This window comes from Mesorhizobium sp. G2-6-1 (genome assembly GCF_055809095.1).
Window position 1 is genome coordinate 1,857,991 of record NZ_CM147896.1, and the last position, 19,133, is coordinate 1,877,123.

Below are 19,133 nucleotides of genomic sequence, written 5' to 3' on the forward strand. Positions count from 1 at the left end.
TCTGGATCAGACCAAAGGATCAGTCCGCAAAGCAGTTGCAGTCATCGAACGATGCCGGAATTTCAAACCCGAAATCCTTGGCAACCTTCTTTGAGATCAAAGGCGAATGGTCTTCATAGGCAGGCTTTACGGGCGCAATGGTCTTGGGATCGGCGCCTTTAAGGATTTCCGCAGCGATTTTGCCTGCATTTTCGCCAACCTGGTCGTAATTGACGGCGAAGCTCGCCGGAACGACGCCGTCGCGCACCGCGCCGTCATCCGAATTGACGATCGGGATTCCTGCCTGACGCGCCGCAGCCGAAACGGCCGCAATCGCTGGCTGAAGAAGGTTGGAGGCGGGCGTGTAGATGACATCAACCTTTCCAGCTAGTGAGGCGATGCGCTGCTGGATATCGTTGACGCTATCGACACCAACCGCAACGACTTCGAAACCTGCCGCAGGAGCCGCTTCTTTGATTTTATCAAGCACGGCAACATCATTTGCCTCGCCGGGGTTATAGGGAATGCCAATGCGCTTGGCATTCGGCAACAGCTTCTTCGTGAAGTTCATGACCGCCGCCACGTCCTGCAAATCGCTGGCGCCGGTGATGCCATCTCCACCGGAATCCCACGATGGAACCAGCTTTGCCGCTACCGGATCGGTAACTGCGGAGAATACAATGGGAATGCCGGAACCCGCGAGCGCCTTTTGCGCAATCTGCGAAACCGGTGTCGTCACCGTATACATCAGTTTCGGATCTTCCGCCTGAAGCTTGGCTATCATTTGCGGTACGAGCGACGCGTCGAAATTCGTGTGGCTTTCGCTATAGACAACGTCTTTTCCTTCTACGAAGCCGTTTTCGGAAAGCGCCTTCTTGAAACCGGCAATTGCGGCATCGAGTTGCGGGTGTTCACCAAAATTGGCGATGCCGATGCGGATAGGGTCGGCTGAAGCGACCGCAATACTTGCGATGAAAGCGCCAGCCAGAACAATTCCGGAAAGCCAACCGGATTTTGACCTGTTCATGTGTATCCTCCCAGATATCTTGGCGAAGAGCGTTCTCCCCCGCCATCTGGTGGAAGATCATAATCTCTTCGCCGGTCTTGTCAAACAACTATATATATATGGTGCAAATGCCGTCGATCATATATAATCCAGAGAATGAGCAGCGTCATAAATTGTGTGGAAAGTCGGCAGACCTGCCTTTTGGGGAGACGGGGGTGGCATGGCTAACCTCGACGCTTCAAGCAAGACGGAAACGGCTTACAAGCTGTTGCGGCGCGACATTCTATCGACGCGGTTGAAGCCCGGTTCTTCTCTGAAACTGGGTACTCTGCACGAAACTTATGGTGTTGGCTGGACGCCTTTGCGCGAAGCCCTGTCTCGACTTGAGGCTGAAAAACTGGTGACGGCCGCCAGCAATCGCGGCTTTGCCGTCGCACCGGTTTCACAAATGGAACTGGAGGATCTTGCTCGTGCGCGTATGGTCGTTGAACTGCCGCTACTGCAGGAATCGATCAACAATGGCGGACCTGAATGGGAATCTGCGGTGGTAACAAGCCACTACCGCCTGTCACGATGCAAGATTGCGCCCGACGATCCGTCCGATGCAGCCGTCGATGAATGGGACGAGAAACATGCTGCGTTTCATACCGCATTGCTGGGTGCCGCTGAATCACACTGGTTGATGCGGTTTCAGGCGACCATTTCGGATCAATTGCGTCGCCACCACCGTTTTCTAGGCTTGGCACCCACATTGCAGGCCGCAGCCGGACTTCAGGATGGTTATGAAAAGGCAATCTTGGCGCTACGTGAATCAATGGCCATCGAACACCATACGGCTCTGATGGAGGCCGCACTCGACCGCGATTGCGAGCGGGCAAGCGCCTTGATGCGCGAACATGTCGGTTACACCTTGTATGCCTACACACAATTCAACAATGTCGGCAAAGACGAGCATGTTGCTACATGATCAGGTCTGGCCTCCCGACGCTCGACGACATTGAAACAGCGCGACAGCGGCTGGCCAAATATATATCGCGCACGCCGCTGGTGCGCCTCGATCTCGATCTTCCAGACCGTCAGATTTTTCTGAAACTTGAAACCCTGTCCCCGATCGGGGCATTCAAGATAAGGCCCGCACTGAATGCCTTGCTGGCACGAGATCACAACACGCTGCGCCGCGGTGTGGCGACGATAAGTTCTGGAAACATGGCCTATGGAATGGCTTGGGCGGCGCGCGCGCTTGGCGTGCCAATGGCCGCATATATGTATAAGGATGCACCACAGACCAAGATCGACGGCGTCCGAAAGCTGGGCGGCGAGGTTCGTTTTATTTCTCACGAAACATGGTGGCAATACATCACAGGTGTTGAAAAACCGGACATTCCCGAATTGCTCATCAACCCCGTCACCGATCCAGCCGTCCTGGCGGGGAACGCCACGATGGGATTGGAGATTGTCGAAGATCTTCCCGAGGTCGATTGCATATTGACGCCCTATGGTGGTGGCAGCCTGACCACTGGTGTTGCCACGGGCGCAAAAACCCAGCGTCAATACACAAGAATATATGCAGTCGAAGACGAAAATGCCGCGCCCGTGACAGCGGCTCTTGCTGCCGGTCGCATTGTCGAGATCCAAACCCGACCGTCTTTCATCAAGAGCATAGGCGGCCCCTCATTGGTGCCGGGGTTGTGGCCGCTTGCGCAGCAGGTCATCGACGGCGCAATTCTGGTGAGCCTGCAACAGGTAACGCAAGCCATGCGGGTTCTGTTTGCCAAGGCAAAGGTTGTTTCTGAAGGTGCCGGTGCTGCATCACTGGCCGCCGCACTTCACAGTGAGCACGCAACCGGAAATGTCGTCTGCGTCATCTCAGGCGGCAACATCGACGCCGAAGCTTTCGCTCATGTCTTGAACGGCAAAATACCTCACGCCTGACTGGCAGGAGCGCAAGCGCATCGAAATTTACGGCTACCGCCAAATCCTCGGCCTGCTTGAACGCATCTGACGCACGGTTTAGTTTAAGCTTCGAGAATCGGTTAAGCAGCACTTGCGCTCAGGATGCGATCCTGAAGACGGCAGTTGCGGCCCCTGAACTGCGAGGTAGGGTCATTGGGTGTGGAACACGTGTCTTCTGATAGCTGGCTCGATGGCGAGACCAAGGTCAATGAAGCGCCAGCCGACCACGGCGACGAGACACGGCTTTGGTTGAGATTGCTAACCTGCACGACGCTTGTCGAGACCGAGATACGCAGACGGTTGCGCGAAGAGTTTGATTTCACGCTACCGCGCTTCGATCTGCTCGCCCAGCTTGAGCGCGCCGAAGAGGGTATGGTGCTGGGGGAAGTTTCCAAACGCATGATGGTATCTGCGGGAAATTTGACGGCTTTGGTCGAGCGTCTTGTGGAAGGCGGCTATGTCAGCCGAACCGCCTCGCCAAAAGACCGGCGGGTTCAAATCATCGCATTGACCCAGGCAGGGCGTAGCGCCTTTCGCAAGATGGCCGACCGTCACGGCGAATGGATTGGCGATCTGTTCAAGGACATGTCGAAACGCGACAACAGGGCATTGATTAAGGAGCTTGGCAAACTCAAGGGATCGATCCGGGCGGGGATGGCGCGCGATAGCTAGGGTCAGGACCCATTAATCTGGTTGGACTGGTATGAGCAAATTTGTTCGGATACGAGGAGAAAGCCCGCAGGAAACCACCCGGTTTTCAAGGGCTTGCGACGCTGTAGGCGGGCAAATTGGCCATATCCTTGCGAACAGTGAAACGGCTGCGACCTGCGTCGTCGAACCGCTCGACCGGGGGTGGACCCCGCTCTTCGCGCTTCTCCTTGCATCTCATTGCCGTTTCAGCCGCCATTTCAATCACATTAATGAGTCCTGACCCTAATGCATGTTGCCCAAAAATGTGAAGCGATTTTCGACCCATATCGACGAAAATAACTTTAAGCTTGAAGTTTTTTCGATTGAGCACATGCTGCAACTCGATCCGTGATCGTGTCTTGCATTTCGTCTGGATGCGAAGCGCCAAACAGGAGATGGGTAATGCGCATTGTCTGCATCGGAGGCGGGGCCGCAGGCCTGTATTTCGCGTTGCTGATGAAGTTGCAGCATCCCGCCCATGAGATCACTGTGGTTGAACGCAACCGGCCTTTCGACACCTTCGGTTGGGGTGTCGTATTCTCGGACGCAACCATGGAGTCCATGCAGCAATGGGACCCGCAGACGGCAACAGCCATCGAGGATGCGTTCAACCATTGGGACGACATCGAGCTGGTTTTCAAAGGTCGCAAGATCCGCACCACCGGGCACGGTTTCGTCGGTATCGGCCGCAAGAAGATGCTGAACATTCTGCAGGAACGCTGCATCGAACTTGGCGTTGAGCTGGTGTTTGAACATGAGGTTCAAAGTGACGAGGAATTTGCCGATGCAGACCTCATCATTGCGGCAGACGGTGTGAATTCAAGAATTCGGGCCAAATATGCTGACATCTTCAAGCCCGACATGCTGATGCGGCCCAACCGCTTTGTGTGGCTTGGCACGGACAAGCGCTTCGATGCCTTCACCTTCGATTTTCGCAAGACCGAGCATGGTTGGTTCCAGGCCCATATTTATCGTTTTGACGACAACACATCGACCTTCATCGTCGAAACCACCGAAGACGTCTACAAGGCCCACAAACTCGATGTCATGGATCAGGACCAGTCCATCGCTTTTTGCGAAAAGCTGTTTGCGGACACGCTCGATGGTCACAAACTCATGGGAAATTCGCGCCATATGCGCGGTTCGGCATGGCTGAATTTCGGTCGATTGGTCTGCGAGAAATGGAGCCATTTCAACGGTCGCAGCCATGTCGTCTTGATGGGCGATAGCGCTCATACCGCACATTTCGCCATCGGCTCCGGCACCAAACTCGCCCTCGACGATGCGATCGAGTTGACCAGACAGTTCGATATCGCCGGACATGATGCGGCCAACATTCCAGCAGTGCTTGAAGCTTACGTAGACATTCGTCGTGTCGATGTCGCCAGAATCCAGAATGCCGCACGCAACGCCATGGAATGGTTTGAGGTTGTCGGCACACGCTATGCCGATACGCTGGAGCCTGAACAGTTCATGTATTCTATGCTGACGCGCTCGCAGCGTATCAGCCATGAAAACCTGCGCTTGCGCGACAAGACCTGGCTGGAAGATTACGAGCGCTGGTTTGCTGCCCGCACTGGTGTTGCCCCGACGCCCGATGGCGCGGTGCCGCCACCCATGTTTACGCCGTTCACTGTGCGCAATCTGACGCTGCAAAACCGAATGGTCGTCTCGCCAATGGCCATGTATTCGGCAACGGACGGCATGCCCGACGACTTTCATCTGGTTCATCTTGGCGCGCGTGCCATGGGCGGTGCTGCATTGATCTTCCCCGAGATGACCTGCGTGACACCGGACGCCCGCATCACACCCGGTTGCCTCGGGCTGTGGAACGACGAGCAAGCCGCTGGGTTCAAACGGGTCGTCGATTTCGTGCATCACAAGACACCGGCAAAGATCGGCATCCAACTCGGCCATGCGGGGCGAAAAGGCTCTACGCGGGTTGCCTGGGAAGGAACCGATCAGCCATTGACTGAAGGCAATTGGCAGTTGATTTCAGCCTCCGCCATTCCATATCTGAAGAACTCCGACACACCGCGTGCCATGACGCGCGAGGACATGGACAGGGTCATCGCAGATTTCGTTTCGGCAACGCAACGAGCCGTAAAAATCGGCTTTGACATTCTCGAACTGCACGCCGCTCACGGCTATCTCCTGTCGAGTTTCCTGTCACCGTTGACCAATCTGCGCACCGACGAATATGGCGGCACGCATGAAAACAGAGCACGCTTTCCGCTTGAAGTCTTCCGGGCAGTCCGCGCCGTCTGGCCCGCAGAAAAGCCGATGTCGGTACGCCTGTCGACCAATGACTGGTTTGAAGGAGGCAACACGCCTGAAGACGCTGCGATCTTTTCACAAATGTTCAAGGACGCCGGCGCAGACATGATTGATTGCTCCTCCGGGCAAGTTGTGAAAGAGGAGCAGCCCGTCTATGGCCGACTTTTCCAGACACCGTTCGCCGACAAGATCCGCAACGAGGTCGATGTGCCAACCATAGCGGTCGGTGCGATCTCGGAAGCTGATCATGCCAATTCGGTGATTGCGGCAGGCCGGGCGGATCTTTGCGCTGTCGCGCGTCCGCATCTGGCCGATCCATCTTTTGTCATGCACGAGGCCGCAAAGATCGGCTATTCGGGGCTTGCCTGGCCAAAACAGTATTTTTCTGCGCGTGCCCAGTATGAAAACAATCTGGCGCGCGCCGCAGCGGCGGAAGCGGAAAAAGCACGATGAGTACGCCACGCCACGCCTTCATTACCGGTGCTGGTAGCGGCATAGGCCGCGCGATTGCCCTCGCGCTGGCTGCGAAGGGATATGTCGTCTCGCTCGCTGGACGTCGGGCCGATCCGCTCGAACGCGTCGCCAACGAAATCGCTTCCAACGGTGGTGCGGGCCTTGTCGTCAGCGGCTTCGATGTCACTGATCCGAAAACCATTGAGCGCGGCGCAACCGGCGCAATTGTCGAGAATGGCGATATCTCTGTCCTCGTCAATTGCGCCGGTCAGGCCCCGTCCGCGCCATTTGAAAAAACCGGCCTCGACATGTGGAACGAGGTTATCAGCATCAATCTGACCGGCGTGTTTCTGGTGATACAGGCACTGCTGCCATCGATCCGGCGCGCAGGCGATGGTGGGCGTATCATCAATGTCGCCAGCACGGCGGGGCTGACCGGTTATCCGTACGTCTCGGCCTATTGTGCGTCCAAGCATGGCGTTGTCGGCCTGACACGCGCGCTGGCGCTGGAACTGGCGCGAACCGGAATAACCGTGAATGCGGTCTGCCCGGGCTTTACCGATACGCCGCTTCTGGATGGGGCTGTCGAAACAATAATCGACAAGACTGGTCGCTCATCAGAAGAGGTGCGAAAAAACCTTGCGCGGTCCAACCCGCAAGGCAAACTTGTGACACCACAGGAAGTTGCCGATGCCGTGCTCTGGCTTGCCGGGGATGGGGCGACAGCGATCACCGGACAGGCTATTCCTGTCGCTGGCGGCGAAGTGATGGGAGGTTGAAACAATGACCAATGCCATGCAGGCCAAACGCCGCCCGTTCAAGGAACACAAGGCAGAGCACTTTCTTTTTGAAACGGATGATGACGGGCGTGTCGCCACGATCACGCTCAATCGGCCCGACAAGAAGAACCCGCTGACCTTCGAAAGCTATGAGGAACTGACCAATTTGTTCCGTTCGCTGGCGCGTGCCAGTGATGTGCGCGTGGTGGTAATGACGGGTGCTGACAACAATTTTTCATCTGGTGGCGATGTCTTCGACATCATCGAACCCTTGACCAAAATGCCGATGCCTGACCTGCTCGACTTCACCCGCATGACCGGCGATCTGGTCAGGCAAATTCGAACATGCCCGCAGCCTGTCATTGCAGCGGTTGACGGGATTTGCGCCGGTGCTGGCGCCATCATGGCAATGGCGGCGGATTACAGGCTTGCGACGCCGGAGACGAAAACCGCCTTTCTGTTTACTCGCGTCGGTCTGGCTGGGGCCGACATGGGCGCTTGCGGTATTCTTCCGCGCATCATCGGTCAGGGGCGTGCAGCCGAACTCCTGTTTACGGGCCGCACCATGTCCGCTTCCGAGGGGCACTCATGGGGTTTTTATAACGCCCTTCATGAGCGCGCGACCATTCTCGAAGAAGCGCGCAATTTTGCCCGCAATCTGACCAACGGCCCGTGGTTCGCCCATTCAATGACCAAGAAAATGCTCGATCAGGAATGGGCGATGGGCATCGACGAACTCATCGAATCCGAAGCGCAGGCGCAGGCAATCTGCATGGCAACGGGCGACTTCCGTCGCGCCTTTGAAGCGTTTGCCGCCAAGGCAAAGCCAGTGTTCAAGGGAAACTGAAGGATGGAAAGCAAGCACGTCGATGCGGCGCGCGGCCCGACCCGCGATCACCTTCAATGGCCGTTCTTCACTGATAAGCATCGCGTTCTGGCCGATGAACTGGACGCATTCATAGCCGGCAAAGGGCTGGGCAATATCGACCACCATGACGTCGACACCGCTTGCAAGGAATTGGTGAAACGGCTCGGTAATGCTGGATTTTTGCGCCATTGCATCCCGCAGGAATTCGGCGGCGCATCCGAAATTATCGACAGCCGTGCGCTCTGCGTCATGCGCGAGACACTCGCTTATGCCGACGGGTTGGCGGATTTTGCCTTCGCCATGCAAGGGCTTGGCACTGGCGCCATCAGCCTGTCCGGCTCGAACGAGATCAAACAGGCCGTTTTACCGAAAATCGGCAAAGGTGAACTGATTTCGGCTTTCGCCCTGACCGAAGCAGATGCAGGCTCCGACGTCGCGGGAATGAGCAGCACGGCGCGGCGCGACGGGGACGACTATGTCCTCAACGGCGAAAAAATCTTCATCTCAAATGGCGGCATTGCCGATGTTTACACGGTCTTTGCCCGGACAGGCGAAGCCCCCGGCACGCGTGGCATTTCGGCCTTCGTCGTTTTTGCCGATACGCCGGGCTTTTCGATTGCCGAACGCATCGAAACGATCGCCCCCCATCCGCTGGCGCGCATCCGTTTCGACGATTGCCGCATTCCGGTTTCACAGCTTCTTGGCGCTCCGGGCGAAGGATTCAAGATCGCCATGCGCACGCTTGACATTTTCCGTCCATCGGTTGCCTCTGCGGCACTGGGCTTTGCCCGCCGTGCGCTTGATGAAGCCCTCACTCATGCACGAAGCCGCCAGATGTTCGGCGCGACCCTGGCTGATCTGCCAACCGCACAAAGCACGCTTGGTGAAATGGCAACGGCCATCGATGCGGCATCGTTGCTGACCATTCGCACCGCGTGGCGACGCGACGTCCAAAAACTGCCAACAACGCGCGAGGCCGCAATGGCCAAGATGACGGCGACCGAGAACGCGCAATGGGTCATCGACCAGGCGTTGCAACTATTCGGCGGGCGCGGCGTACGCGTTGGCGAAATCACCGAGCGCCTTTATCGCGAAATCCGCGCTTTGCGTATCTATGAAGGCGCGACAGAAGTGCAAAAACTGATCATAGGGCGCGAACTGATGAAGAGTGGCGCGTAATAAATTGGATGCATATACGGCGATTGATCGAACGCACATCTTTTGCCCTGACATCTCGAACTGAATGGAGTTGACATGACTGCCACCGAACTGAACGAGCGTGTCCCGGCAAAAACACCGCATCGCATGCTTTTGCCAGAAGGCTGGACACGCCCCAAAGGCTACTCGAACGGCGTCGAAGCGCGCGGGCGCACCGTGTTTGTCGGTGGCCAGATCGGCTGGACCGGCCAGTGCGTATTCGAAACCCACGATCTGGCAGGGCAGGTACGCCAGACGTTGGAAAACATCATCGCCATTCTGCGTGAAGCAGGTGCCGGACCAGAGCACATCACATCGATGACATGGTACGTGCTGGACCGAAAAGCCTATTCAGCCGCGCTCAAGGGGATCGGCGCTGCATATCGAACAACGATGGGCCGCAACTTTCCGGCAATGGCGGTCGTTGAAGTATCGGGCCTGATTGAAGACGAGGCGCTGGTGGAAATTCAGGCCACCGCAGTCGTGCCGGATTAGGGCATGTTGCACAAAAGTGTGCAGCGGTTTCGGGTGACATGCTCTAGCGATTTCTAACAACCACGCATGCGCCGCCTGTTGCGCGCAATTTCCTGCAGATCGTGTCGGCATTGCTGCGGCTGTCAACGCCGATGCGGATTGCATAGATGCCGCGCCGGCCAATCGGTGTGCGTACGCGGCTTACCACGGGCTCATGGGCGGCCAGCAATGCCGGGAATCGGCGCTTTACGCGTTGCCATTGCCTGATAGCCACGCTTCGCCTGAAATTTCCAGCCACCTGAATGCCCCAGGGCTTGATGTTGACAGAGGCCATGGCGCGCGTCGCTGACATGATGACCGGCAGTTGACGACAGGCGGCGGCAAAGCTCTTTTTGCGTCGAGCGGGCGGACATTTCCGGTGTGGCTCGTGTCGGCGAAATTATCGGCGGGTTCGCCCATGATATCGAGAACGTAATCCTCGGTTTCGAGTGGCAGGAAACCACCTGAGGCCAGCCAGCGCGAGACACGGCTCTCACCTGCATTGTAGGCGGCAGCGGCCAGGCCGAGATTGCCAAACCCGGATTTCAGTTCTCCAAGATAGCGTGCCGATGCCGCTATGGCCTGTTCGATGTCGAAGGAATTGGCAAGGCCACGCATTTTGGCGGTGCCGGGCATGAACTGGGCTATGCCTTCCGCGCCAACGGGGCTCACGGCATTTGGGTCGAAGCGGCTTTCTTTCCAGAGCAGGCGCGCGAAATAATGTTCGGGCAATCCGTTGCGGCTTGCATGGAGTTCGATCAGGTCGCAAACCCGGCCGATCAATTGTTCCTTGCTGGGTTTGGGCGGGTCGCCATAGGCGTTTATATTCCACGTCAGGGCGGTGACGATGAGTGCTGACGCCACGCTTGCGCGCATCCGCCTATTCCGCTGCCTTGGCCCTGATGCCAAGCCCGAAACGCTGCTCGATATAGTCGGCGACCATCAGTTCGAAATCCGCCGCGATATTCGGTCCACGAAGCGTGGCCACTTTCTTGCCGTCAATGAAGATGGGCGCGGTTGGCATCTCGCCGGTACCGGGCAACGAAATGCCGATATCGGCATGCTTGGATTCTCCCGGACCATTGACGATGCAGCCCATGACCGCGATCTTGAGTTCTTCAACACCGGGATATTTCACGCGCCACTCCGGCATGTTCTTGCGGATGCCGTCCTGAATTGACTGGGCCAACTCCTGAAAGACCGTCGATGTGGTTCGGCCACAGCCTGGACAGGCGGCGACGATCGGCACAAATTGGCGAAACCCCATGGTTTGCAGCAATTCCTGCGAAACCTGAACTTCGCGCGTCCGGTCACCGCCGGGTTCTGGCGTCAGCGAAACACGAATGGTGTCACCAATGCCCTGTTGCAATAGTATGCCCATGGCTGCCGATGAGGCGACGATACCCTTCGAGCCCATGCCTGCTTCGGTCAGGCCAAGATGCAAAGCGTGGTTCGAGCGGGTGGCAAGTTCGGTATAAACGGCAATCAGATCCTGAACGCCGCTGACCTTTGCGGAAAGAATGATCTTGTCACGGGCAAGGCCGATTTCCTCGGCCAGTTCCGCCGACAATATGGCTGATTGCACAATAGCTTCGCGCGTTACCTCTTGCGCTGTCAGTGGTGAACCTTCGCCCTGGTTCTTGTCCATCAGGCGGGTCAGCAATTCCTGATCGAGCGATCCCCAATTGACACCGATGCGTACCGGCTTGTCGTTGCGGATCGCCATTTCGACAATCGCGGAAAACTGCTTGTCTCTCTTGTCCTTGAAGCCGACATTTCCAGGGTTGATCCGATATTTTGCCAGAGCCCGCGCACAGGCCGGATGATCGGCCAGAAGTTTATGGCCGATATAATGAAAATCGCCGACCAGCGGCGCCGTGACGCCCAGCCTTGCCAGCCGCTCATGAATATGAGGTACGGCTGCGGCGCTTTCGTCGCGATCGACGGTGATACGTACGATTTCCGAACCCGCCCGATGAAGAGCTGCGACCTGCGCAACGGTCCCGTCTATGTCGGCTGTGTCGGTGTTGGTCATTGACTGAACGACCACAGGCGCGCTGCCGCCGACGATCACGCCGCCAACGTTGACGCCAACCGACGAGCGGCGCTCGAATGGAGAGGAATAATATCCGGTCATGCCCGGTCGCCTCTGATCGTTCCGGGGGCATCACTTGGCCGCTTGCACTGGTCAGGATGCTCCAGTCGTTCAATATTACCCACGGTACTATCCACGGGGGCTGTCGAATTGAGAAAACACGCTTCGTATATCCGAGAGTTCGTGAATGAGGTGGAGGAGTATACCCAACTTGTCAATGCCGAGGGATGGCGCAAGGCAAGATTTGACGACGCCGGGACATCGGTAAATCGTGATCCGATGCCACAGATTTGTGCTTTCTATTGAGGTTCGGGTAAATTCTCGCCCGCTCGACGGCGGTGTCGCCGTCGAATGCCATACCCGCTGAGAAGCGAACCTGAACAGGCAAGAGCGTCGCGCGTTCAATCGAATTTGCGAGGGACGCTCCAGCATATTGACAAGCACCAGAATGATCCGAAAACGGTAATCGCTTTTCGGTCTGGTGCTTTGGGTCGCTGCTAATGTGTCGTCGGGTGGGACGATAGTTTTTAATCTCGTCCTTGATCGCCAGCTTGCGCCGCTTGAGGTCGGCTATTTCCAGATCGTCGATTGAGGGATGTAACAATTTATCATCGATTTCACGTTCGATATCGCCGTGCTTCTTCTGCAATTCGTCAAGATGGGACGCAAGAGACATGATTGGTTCTCCCTTTCATGGATTCCTCGATCGCAACCGCCATCGTGCGTCCACCGCAGGCACGCATCTGTGACGGTGCGATGGCAGTCTGCCACCAACTATCGTGGTTGTCGAATATGTAAGGGTAGCATTTCGCGACACTTTGAAATGTGATAAGGGAACTGCTCCGGGGGCGTTGCGCTGCCGGGTCCGCTTAACAGGGTTCCTGACCCAGGCGCCCATTTCGCGCCGGAGACCACAGACGGTAACGATGTCCGAACAGGATCAGGCTGATACCCGCCTTGAATTTGCACGCTTAAAGCAGGATCACGCGGATTTTGATGCTGCGATCAATGCAATGATCGCAATGGGCTGCGATCCACTGCAAATCCAACGCATGAAAAAAGAAGCTTGCCTTCAAGGACAAGCTCAGATCGCTGGAAGACAGTATCATTCCCGACATTATTGCATGAAGCCGGATCGGCAATCTTTCGGAAAGACTGTCAGTCAAGACGACGGCGGCACTTGTTGTCTGCCATGCGCTGAAATGCGTGTCATGTGGTCGCACCCCGTCAAGCAAGCGCACAAAGGACGCTCTTTCACTTTGATCGAGGATCGGATCGGGGACTGAGCATCGGGTCTGTTCGAAAACCGGATTCCGTTTTTCGGCCCGATGTTCTGGTGTGCTCTTATTGGTCGGTGACGATCTTTACCTTTTCGCCGACCGATACATTTGCCCCCGGTGCGAGTGCGTTCAGCACCCGAAAAAGATCGAGCTTGCGGTCAACGCCAACCATGGAAGCTGCAAGCGTGCCCATCGTCTGGCCGGCCTTCACCGTGACAATGCGGATGTGCAAGGGTTTCAATGCGGCTCGTTCTGCGGGGCTCAGTATCCTGAAGCTGCCACTGACGGCGCGCGCGATTGTCTCAAGCGAATTGCTGGCGGCAGGTGCGGCCGTCAACAGTCGATATATCTGACCGCCTGCGCGAATGACGGTGATGTCAAAACGCCAGCCTTCGGCGCTGGCGCGTGCCACCACAGCTTGGTTGCCGTTGATGTTTTCCTGGCGCAGGCTGTTTTCGTCGAGACCTGCCACCCAGCCGCTGCGAACATAGTCGGCAAGCGCCAGGTTCTTGTCGATGGTCACACCATCAAAACGGACTGCAGTATCGCCCGGTCCCGTGGCGGTAACGGCAGCGGCGGAATTGTCGATGACAAATCCATCCGGCACCGAAAACGACACGCCAAGACCCGGATGCAGGAATGTGTTGCTGCGCACATAGCCTTCTTCAGGCGTATCGCCGTAGAGAAGACCGTCAATGCCGGCGAGAAAAGTGTCGCGATCGCGCGTACCTACACCCGGAGCGCCGAACTGGCGGGCATGGCGCTGGGCAAGTTCGATGCGTTGCGGGGTGTTGGGGTGGGAAGCCAGAAAATCGAGGCTCGCGTCGCTGGCACCGCTGATCGAGCGGAAATCGGCATAGGCCGACATGGATTGCAGAAAGCGACTGGCCGCATAGGGATCATACCCCGCTTCGCCGACTGATTTGATGCCGATTGCATCGGCTTCCAGTTCCTGATTGCGAGAGAATTGGGCAAGCCGCAACTTGCCGCGAATAAGTGCGACCTTGGCAGTCGGACTGTCACCGAGGACATCTGAAACAACTTTGGTTGCAAGCCCTTCCTCGGCCTCAAGTTTTTGGCGCTGCAAGCCATGCTTGGCGGTTACGTGACCCATCTCATGGGCAACGACTGCGGCAAGCTCGGCAGAATCATTGGCCAGCGCCAGCAGACCGCGGGTGATGTAGAGATATCCCCCCGGTAATGCGAAGGCGTTGACGTTGGGCGAGTTCAAAATGGTGATGCGATAGACTTCAGTCGGATTGGCAGACACGGTGGTCAGGCTGCCGATGACCTTCGCGACCATTCGCTCCAGTTTAGGGTCGGAATACTCGCCACCATAAGTCGCGAGAATACGCGGATGCTGCGCCTTGGCCATTTCGGCCAGCTTGTTATTGGCCGTCACATTGTCGACGGTGACCGGTTTGTCAGACGGCTGGAAACCGGATTCCCGCAAGTTGGGCGGCATGATGGACTGGCACGACGCCAAGACAACAGCAACAACAGCCAGTGCCGCGCAGCGCGACAACGACAGTATTTTCCGAGCGTTCTGGCTATAAGAGTTCAGGCCGGTCGACAGGTCGACTTCCTTTCCGGTTCCGAAATGCACAACATGCTGGTTCCGAACTGTATTTGGGCGGAACTAGCCACACTCACCCTTGCACTACAAGCAAAGCAACGGTTTCAAACGTCCCTTTGACTGTAAATTATGTCCGCTTGCTGGCAATATAACGTGATCTGTCGTTTTTCGTTCCGATATAGCTTTGAAACGCATCCGAACCAGACCCTTCGAAGAAATCTTCGACGGTTCCAGCCGCCACCACGCTATGATTCTCCAAGAATACCATATTGTTGGCGATTCGCCGCGCATCTTCTGGCTGGTGCGTTACAAACAGCACTGTCATGCGTCTTTCCGCCTGCAAGCCAGCTACCAGATCGAGCATGTCATCGCGTAAAGCGGGCCCGAGCGAGGCGAACGGTTCGTCCAGGAGTAGGACCGGCAGATGACGCACGAGAATGCGGGCCAAGGCCACGCGCTGGCGTTCGCCGCCGGACAGTTCGCGCGGCAAGCGGCGCTCCTTGCCGGTAAGCCCGGTGCGCGCGAGCGCTTCGTCAACGGCACGACGATCATCATCATTCAGGCGCAACGCCGGAGAGCGCCCGAGCCCGACATTTTGCAGCACGCTCAGATGTGAAAACAGGTTGTTTTCCTGAAAAACCATCGATACCGGGCGCTTTGCCGGGGGATCGAATGTTACATCGGCACCACCAATCGATATTCGACCGGTTTGCGGTGTCTCGAAGCCAGCGACAAGGTTGAGCAATGTCGATTTCCCCGATCCGCTGGCACCCATGATCGCGGTGATTTTTGAAGCTTCAAAAATCGTGTCGAAGCTGAAGGATGTCGACCCATAGCTGAATGAAACGATTTCAAGGCGGACTTCGCCACTCGGCCGGGAGATATCACTCATGTACCTTTCTCCTTTCCGAGATGATCGGCGACAAGCATCAGGCCAAGACAGACCAATCCCAACAAAAGTGCCAGACCGGCTGCATCTTCGGTGCGATAGCTACCCATGCGTGAAAGCAGCAGGAAGGGAAGAGTTTTTAGCGAATCGCTGCCGAACAGTGCAATGACACCAAGATCGCCAAGTGACAGGGCCATTGCAAAGGCGAATGCCGTTGCGAAAGGGCGGCGCAGCGTGGGCCATTCGATCAGGCCGAACCGGTTCCAGCCAGTAATTGCAAGCTGGGCGCACAATTTCTCGTGGCGCTCACTTGCTGCATCATAAGCGGGGCGCAGTGCGCGAATGGCGAAAGGCATGGCCATAACCGCGTTGACCGAAACCACCATCACCGGTGCAATTGCGAAGACGTCGCCGAAGTGACGAAGCAGTATGAACCAACCCGCACCAATGACGATGGGCGGCACCACCAGAACAAATCCCGCGCCCGTGTCGGTTGCGTGTTCAAGCATGGTCTTGGCGTGGGTGTTGCGCCCGCGTAACGCCAGAGCGCGCCTCGCCACAGCAAGAGTGAACGACAGCACGACTGCCAGAAATGCCGATAGAGTTGCAAGGATGATGCTGGTGAGGGTTGCGCTGCGCACCGCTTCTTCTGAAGCCAATCGCCCAAGATCGGCGCCCAACCCGGCAATTAGTGTCGCGATCATCGGGCCCGCGACGAAGATGAGGGCGAGCGCGATGAGTGTGACGTTCAAAACCCTTTCGGACATGCCGACCAGGAGATATTGACGCGGTGCGACCGGGAGGTTTGCATCGCCAGCCCTATTGGCTCCCAAGCGCGAGAGCACAAAAAGAATGGCGAGCGTCAGGCCGATTTGCAGCAATGTCAGCGCCACAGCGCGGGCCGGATCGAAATCGAAACGCAACGCCTGATAAATCGCCACTTCGAGCGTCGTTGCGCGCGGGCCGCCGCCCAGCGTGAGGACGATTGTGAATGAGGTGACGCACAGCATGAAGACAAGGCCGGCAATGCCCGGCATCGTCTGTCTTAACACCGGCCATTCGATGAGCCGGAAGGATGAGCGCGCACCCATGTCAAGCTGGCTTGCCAACCGCCATTGGTCGGCTGGCACGGTTTGCAATCCTTCGAGGAATAATCTCGTCGCCAGCGGCAGGTTGAAGAAAACGTGCGCTACAAGAATGCCGGAGAGGCCGTAAATGCCCGGCCACGTCGCGCCATCAATCGTTGTGAAAAAACCGGCGAAATAACCTGCACGGCCATAGAGTGCGAGAACTCCGAGCGCTACGACAATAGCAGGTAAAGCCAGTGGAACGGCAAACAATTGCAGTATCAAGCGACGGCCGGGAAAATGCGGATGCCGCGCCAGTGCGCGCGCCACGAATAGCGCAGGCAACACCGAAAACAGCGTGGACAGGAGAGCCTGCCACAATGTGAAGCGGGCAATACGAAAGAGATAGGGGTCGAAGGCGGCCAGCGCGCCTTTCAGATCTCGCAAGCCTTCGGCAATCAGGCCGGCAAATGCGCCGCCGATGAGAACCGTGATTGCCGCAAGCGCAGCGACGCCTGCGGCAATACGCGGTTCCAATATGCGGGAGCGGGTCATCAGAAACCGATAGCCTGTTTACTGGCTCATGACGCCAAGCCATTCATCGACCCATGCCTTGCGGTTCTGCTCCACTTCCTCGGGGCTGAACAGCAATGTCCTGGCCGGATTGACCAGTTTGTCGAAGGCAGGATTGAGCGGCTTGTCGGTCTTGCCGGCAGGAAACATCCAGTTTGTTTCGGGAATGACATCCTGAAAACCCGGCCCTGTCATGAATGCCAGGAATTTTTGCGACAGCGGGTTATTTGCGCCTGTGGTGGTGATCCCTGCCACCTCAATTTGCAGATAGTGGCCCTCAGCGAATGAAGCCGCCTGATAACGCTCGCTGTCTTCCGCTACCATGTGGTAGGCGGGCGACGTCGTGTAGGAAAGTACCATCGGTGCCTCGCCCTTGGTGAACAGGCCATAAGCCTCGCTCCATCCCGGTGTAACCGTCAGCACCCGATCCTTCAGTTTTGCCCAGGCACCTGCGGCCTCGTCGCCATAAACCGATTTCACCCACAACAGCAGGCCAAGTCCCGGTGTCGATGTGCGCGGGTCCTCGATGACGATTTTCTCATTGGCATCACCTTCAACGAGATCGCGAAGGCTCGCGGGCGGGTTCTTGAGTTTTTCGGTGTCGTAGACGACGGCGAAATAGCTGTAGTCGAACGGCACGAAAGTGTCGTCCTTCCAGTCTCCGGGTACAGTCACATCGGCAATCTCGCCATGCGGCACAAAAAGCCCGGTGGCTTTGGCGCCGGCCGTGAGATTGGTATCGAGACCAAGCACGATGTCGGCTTTGGTCGAAGTGCCTTCCAGTTTCACGCGGTTCAACAGCGCAACGCCATCGGCGACCGAGACAAATTCCACTTCGCAATCGCAAATTGCTTCAAAATTTGTCTTTACGGCAGGACCGGGACCCCATTCAGCCGTGAAGCTTTCATAGGTGTAAACGGTTAGCTTGTCCTTGGCTGTCGCCGGGACGACAAGTGCCAGCGTGACAGATGAGATCAGTGATAAAAACAGCGCGCGCATCGGTGCCTCCTTCGTTCGTGTTGAAAGGGAAATGAGGCGCCGGATGTTCCGAGGCATCTAATCCCTCCGCCGGTACAAACCGGATCAGGTTCAGCGGGTTGGCATTTGCCTCTCAGCCGATCCGCGAAAACGCGCCCGGCACCCCGTTAGAGCACTGCGACAAATAGGGCGGCGTGAGGTTTGGTGCAAGTGGTAGTTTCGCGTAAGCCCGTTCATTTGTGCACCAACTCGTCCGCGCACAGCTTGCCAAGGCCACTTCCTATGCGCGCTTTGCCCTGCTAGAGGCGTCCCCCATGAGCCAATTCACTATTCTGCTTGGCGGCGACCTCACCCGAACGCCGTTGCTTGAGCGCCAGATCGCGGGAACGCGTGTCATCGCTGCCGATTCCGGCATCCGGCATGCTGAGTTACTCGGAGTGACACCTGAACTCTGGGTTGGTGATTTTGATTCCGTGCCCGCGGTGCTGCCGGCTCATCTCAAGGCGGTACCGGTGCAAAAATTCCCGGCGGAGAAAGACAAGACGGACGGCGAACTGGCGATTGATTGGGCTTGCCAAAATGGCGCCAAGACGCTGACCCTTGCCGGGGCTTTTGGAGGTATGCGTGCCGATCATGCTTTCCTGCATCTCACACTGGCCATGCGGCTGGCTGAAAGCGGCCTTGGAATTCTCCTGACCAGTGGCGCGCAAGAGGGTGTGCCCTTGCTGCGGGGCCGAGTCGATTTCGATTATGAGGAAGGCACACTGTTTTCAGTGCTTGGCTTTTCCGATCTCGCGGGCCTGACGGTGGATGGCGCAAAATGGCCGCTGCGTAGCGTTGAGGTGCCATTTGGGTCTTCACTCACCATTTCCAACGAGGTTAGAGGCAATTTGTCCATCGAACTGGCACATGGCCGCGCCCTGTTGCTTGCCCACCCGTTTCCTGTCCCTGAAAGCTGAT

At 57.0% G+C, this 19,133-nt stretch carries 16 protein-coding genes, 2 pseudogenes and 1 riboswitch; of the genes and pseudogenes, 10 read left to right on the plus strand and 8 right to left on the minus strand.

Annotated elements, in window-relative coordinates; all coding sequences use genetic code 11:
* Positions 1-19 precede the first annotated feature (19 nt).
* Positions 20-1,006 (minus strand): ABC transporter substrate-binding protein, encoded by a 987-nt coding sequence (locus tag AC0L7S_RS08945; RefSeq protein ID WP_473473992.1) that lies wholly within the window; start codon positions 1,004-1,006, stop codon positions 20-22.
* A 199-nt stretch (positions 1,007-1,205) separates the two neighbouring features.
* On the opposite strand from AC0L7S_RS08945, the gene AC0L7S_RS08950 reads away from it, so the two are divergent.
* The 8 genes from AC0L7S_RS08950 (at position 1,206) to AC0L7S_RS08985 (ending at position 9,697) form a co-directional block, all read left to right on the plus strand.
* Positions 1,206-1,952 (plus strand): GntR family transcriptional regulator, encoded by a 747-nt coding sequence (locus tag AC0L7S_RS08950; protein ID WP_473473993.1) that lies wholly within the window; start codon positions 1,206-1,208, stop codon positions 1,950-1,952.
* Positions 1,949-2,917, plus strand: a complete 969-nt coding sequence (locus AC0L7S_RS08955) for a threonine ammonia-lyase (RefSeq protein WP_473473994.1) — start codon at positions 1,949-1,951, stop codon at positions 2,915-2,917. The genes AC0L7S_RS08950 and AC0L7S_RS08955 overlap by 4 nt, the downstream gene beginning before the upstream one ends.
* 174 nt (positions 2,918-3,091) lie before the next feature.
* Positions 3,092-3,610 carry a MarR family winged helix-turn-helix transcriptional regulator gene (locus AC0L7S_RS08960; RefSeq protein WP_473473995.1) on the plus strand — a complete coding sequence of 173 codons (519 nt, stop codon included), beginning with the start codon at positions 3,092-3,094 and terminating at the stop codon, positions 3,608-3,610.
* Positions 3,611-4,030: 420 nt separating this feature from the next.
* Positions 4,031-6,358, plus strand: coding sequence for a bifunctional salicylyl-CoA 5-hydroxylase/oxidoreductase (locus AC0L7S_RS08965; protein ID WP_473473996.1), 2,328 nt, complete (start codon positions 4,031-4,033; stop codon positions 6,356-6,358).
* Entirely contained in the window at positions 6,355-7,137 is a 783-nt protein-coding gene (locus tag AC0L7S_RS08970; RefSeq protein ID WP_473473997.1) for an SDR family NAD(P)-dependent oxidoreductase, read from the plus strand. Before AC0L7S_RS08965 ends, AC0L7S_RS08970 begins: the two co-directional genes overlap by 4 nt.
* A 4-nt stretch (positions 7,138-7,141) precedes the next feature.
* Positions 7,142-7,984, plus strand: coding sequence for an enoyl-CoA hydratase family protein (locus tag AC0L7S_RS08975; protein ID WP_473473998.1), 843 nt, complete (start codon positions 7,142-7,144; stop codon positions 7,982-7,984).
* Positions 7,985-7,987: 3 nt separating this feature from the next.
* Positions 7,988-9,184 carry an acyl-CoA dehydrogenase family protein gene (locus AC0L7S_RS08980; RefSeq protein ID WP_473473999.1) on the plus strand — a complete coding sequence of 399 codons (1,197 nt, stop codon included), beginning with the start codon at positions 7,988-7,990 and terminating at the stop codon, positions 9,182-9,184.
* A gap of 75 nt (positions 9,185-9,259) precedes the next feature.
* Positions 9,260-9,697 (plus strand): RidA family protein, encoded by a 438-nt coding sequence (locus AC0L7S_RS08985; RefSeq protein ID WP_473474000.1) that lies wholly within the window; start codon positions 9,260-9,262, stop codon positions 9,695-9,697.
* Between the two features lie 43 nt (positions 9,698-9,740).
* Here AC0L7S_RS08985 and AC0L7S_RS08990 read toward each other — a convergent pair.
* The 3 genes and pseudogenes from AC0L7S_RS08990 to AC0L7S_RS09000 all read right to left on the minus strand — a co-directional run bounded on the left by AC0L7S_RS08990 (position 9,741) and on the right by AC0L7S_RS09000 (position 12,486).
* Positions 9,741-10,591 (minus strand): annotated as a pseudogene (locus AC0L7S_RS08990) (lytic transglycosylase domain-containing protein).
* A 4-nt stretch (positions 10,592-10,595) separates the two neighbouring features.
* On the minus strand, positions 10,596-11,852 hold the full coding sequence (gene ispG, locus AC0L7S_RS08995; RefSeq protein WP_473474001.1) for a flavodoxin-dependent (E)-4-hydroxy-3-methylbut-2-enyl-diphosphate synthase: 1,257 nt from the start codon (positions 11,850-11,852) through the stop codon (positions 10,596-10,598).
* Positions 11,853-12,024: 172 nt separating this feature from the next.
* Positions 12,025-12,486, minus strand: a complete 462-nt coding sequence (locus AC0L7S_RS09000) for a YdcH family protein (RefSeq protein ID WP_473474002.1) — start codon at positions 12,484-12,486, stop codon at positions 12,025-12,027.
* 250 nt (positions 12,487-12,736) lie between these two features.
* On the opposite strand from AC0L7S_RS09000, the pseudogene AC0L7S_RS09005 reads away from it, so the two are divergent.
* Positions 12,737-12,938: pseudogene (locus AC0L7S_RS09005) on the plus strand (YdcH family protein).
* A gap of 216 nt (positions 12,939-13,154) precedes the next feature.
* Here AC0L7S_RS09005 and AC0L7S_RS09010 read toward each other — a convergent pair.
* From AC0L7S_RS09010 to thiB, 4 genes are all read right to left on the minus strand, one after another.
* The gene (locus AC0L7S_RS09010; protein WP_473474238.1) at positions 13,155-14,624 is read right to left on the minus strand and encodes a M48 family metalloprotease; all 1,470 of its coding nucleotides are present in this window, start codon (positions 14,622-14,624) and stop codon (positions 13,155-13,157) included.
* Positions 14,625-14,793: 169 nt separating this feature from the next.
* Positions 14,794-15,558 carry a thiamine ABC transporter ATP-binding protein gene (locus AC0L7S_RS09015; RefSeq protein WP_473474003.1) on the minus strand — a complete coding sequence of 255 codons (765 nt, stop codon included), beginning with the start codon at positions 15,556-15,558 and terminating at the stop codon, positions 14,794-14,796.
* Positions 15,555-17,177, minus strand: a complete 1,623-nt coding sequence (gene thiP, locus AC0L7S_RS09020; RefSeq protein WP_473474004.1) for a thiamine/thiamine pyrophosphate ABC transporter permease — start codon at positions 17,175-17,177, stop codon at positions 15,555-15,557. Before thiP ends, AC0L7S_RS09015 begins: the two co-directional genes overlap by 4 nt.
* 18 nt (positions 17,178-17,195) lie before the next feature.
* Complete coding sequence (gene thiB / locus AC0L7S_RS09025; RefSeq protein ID WP_473474005.1) at positions 17,196-18,194, minus strand: thiamine ABC transporter substrate binding subunit; 999 nt, start codon at positions 18,192-18,194, stop codon at positions 17,196-17,198.
* 44 nt (positions 18,195-18,238) lie between these two features.
* Positions 18,239-18,350: riboswitch (TPP riboswitch) on the minus strand.
* Positions 18,351-18,487: 137 nt separating this feature from the next.
* Between thiB and AC0L7S_RS09030 the strand changes: the two genes are divergently transcribed.
* Positions 18,488-19,132, plus strand: coding sequence for a thiamine diphosphokinase (locus tag AC0L7S_RS09030; RefSeq protein WP_473474006.1), 645 nt, complete (start codon positions 18,488-18,490; stop codon positions 19,130-19,132).
* Position 19,133 lies beyond the last annotated feature (1 nt).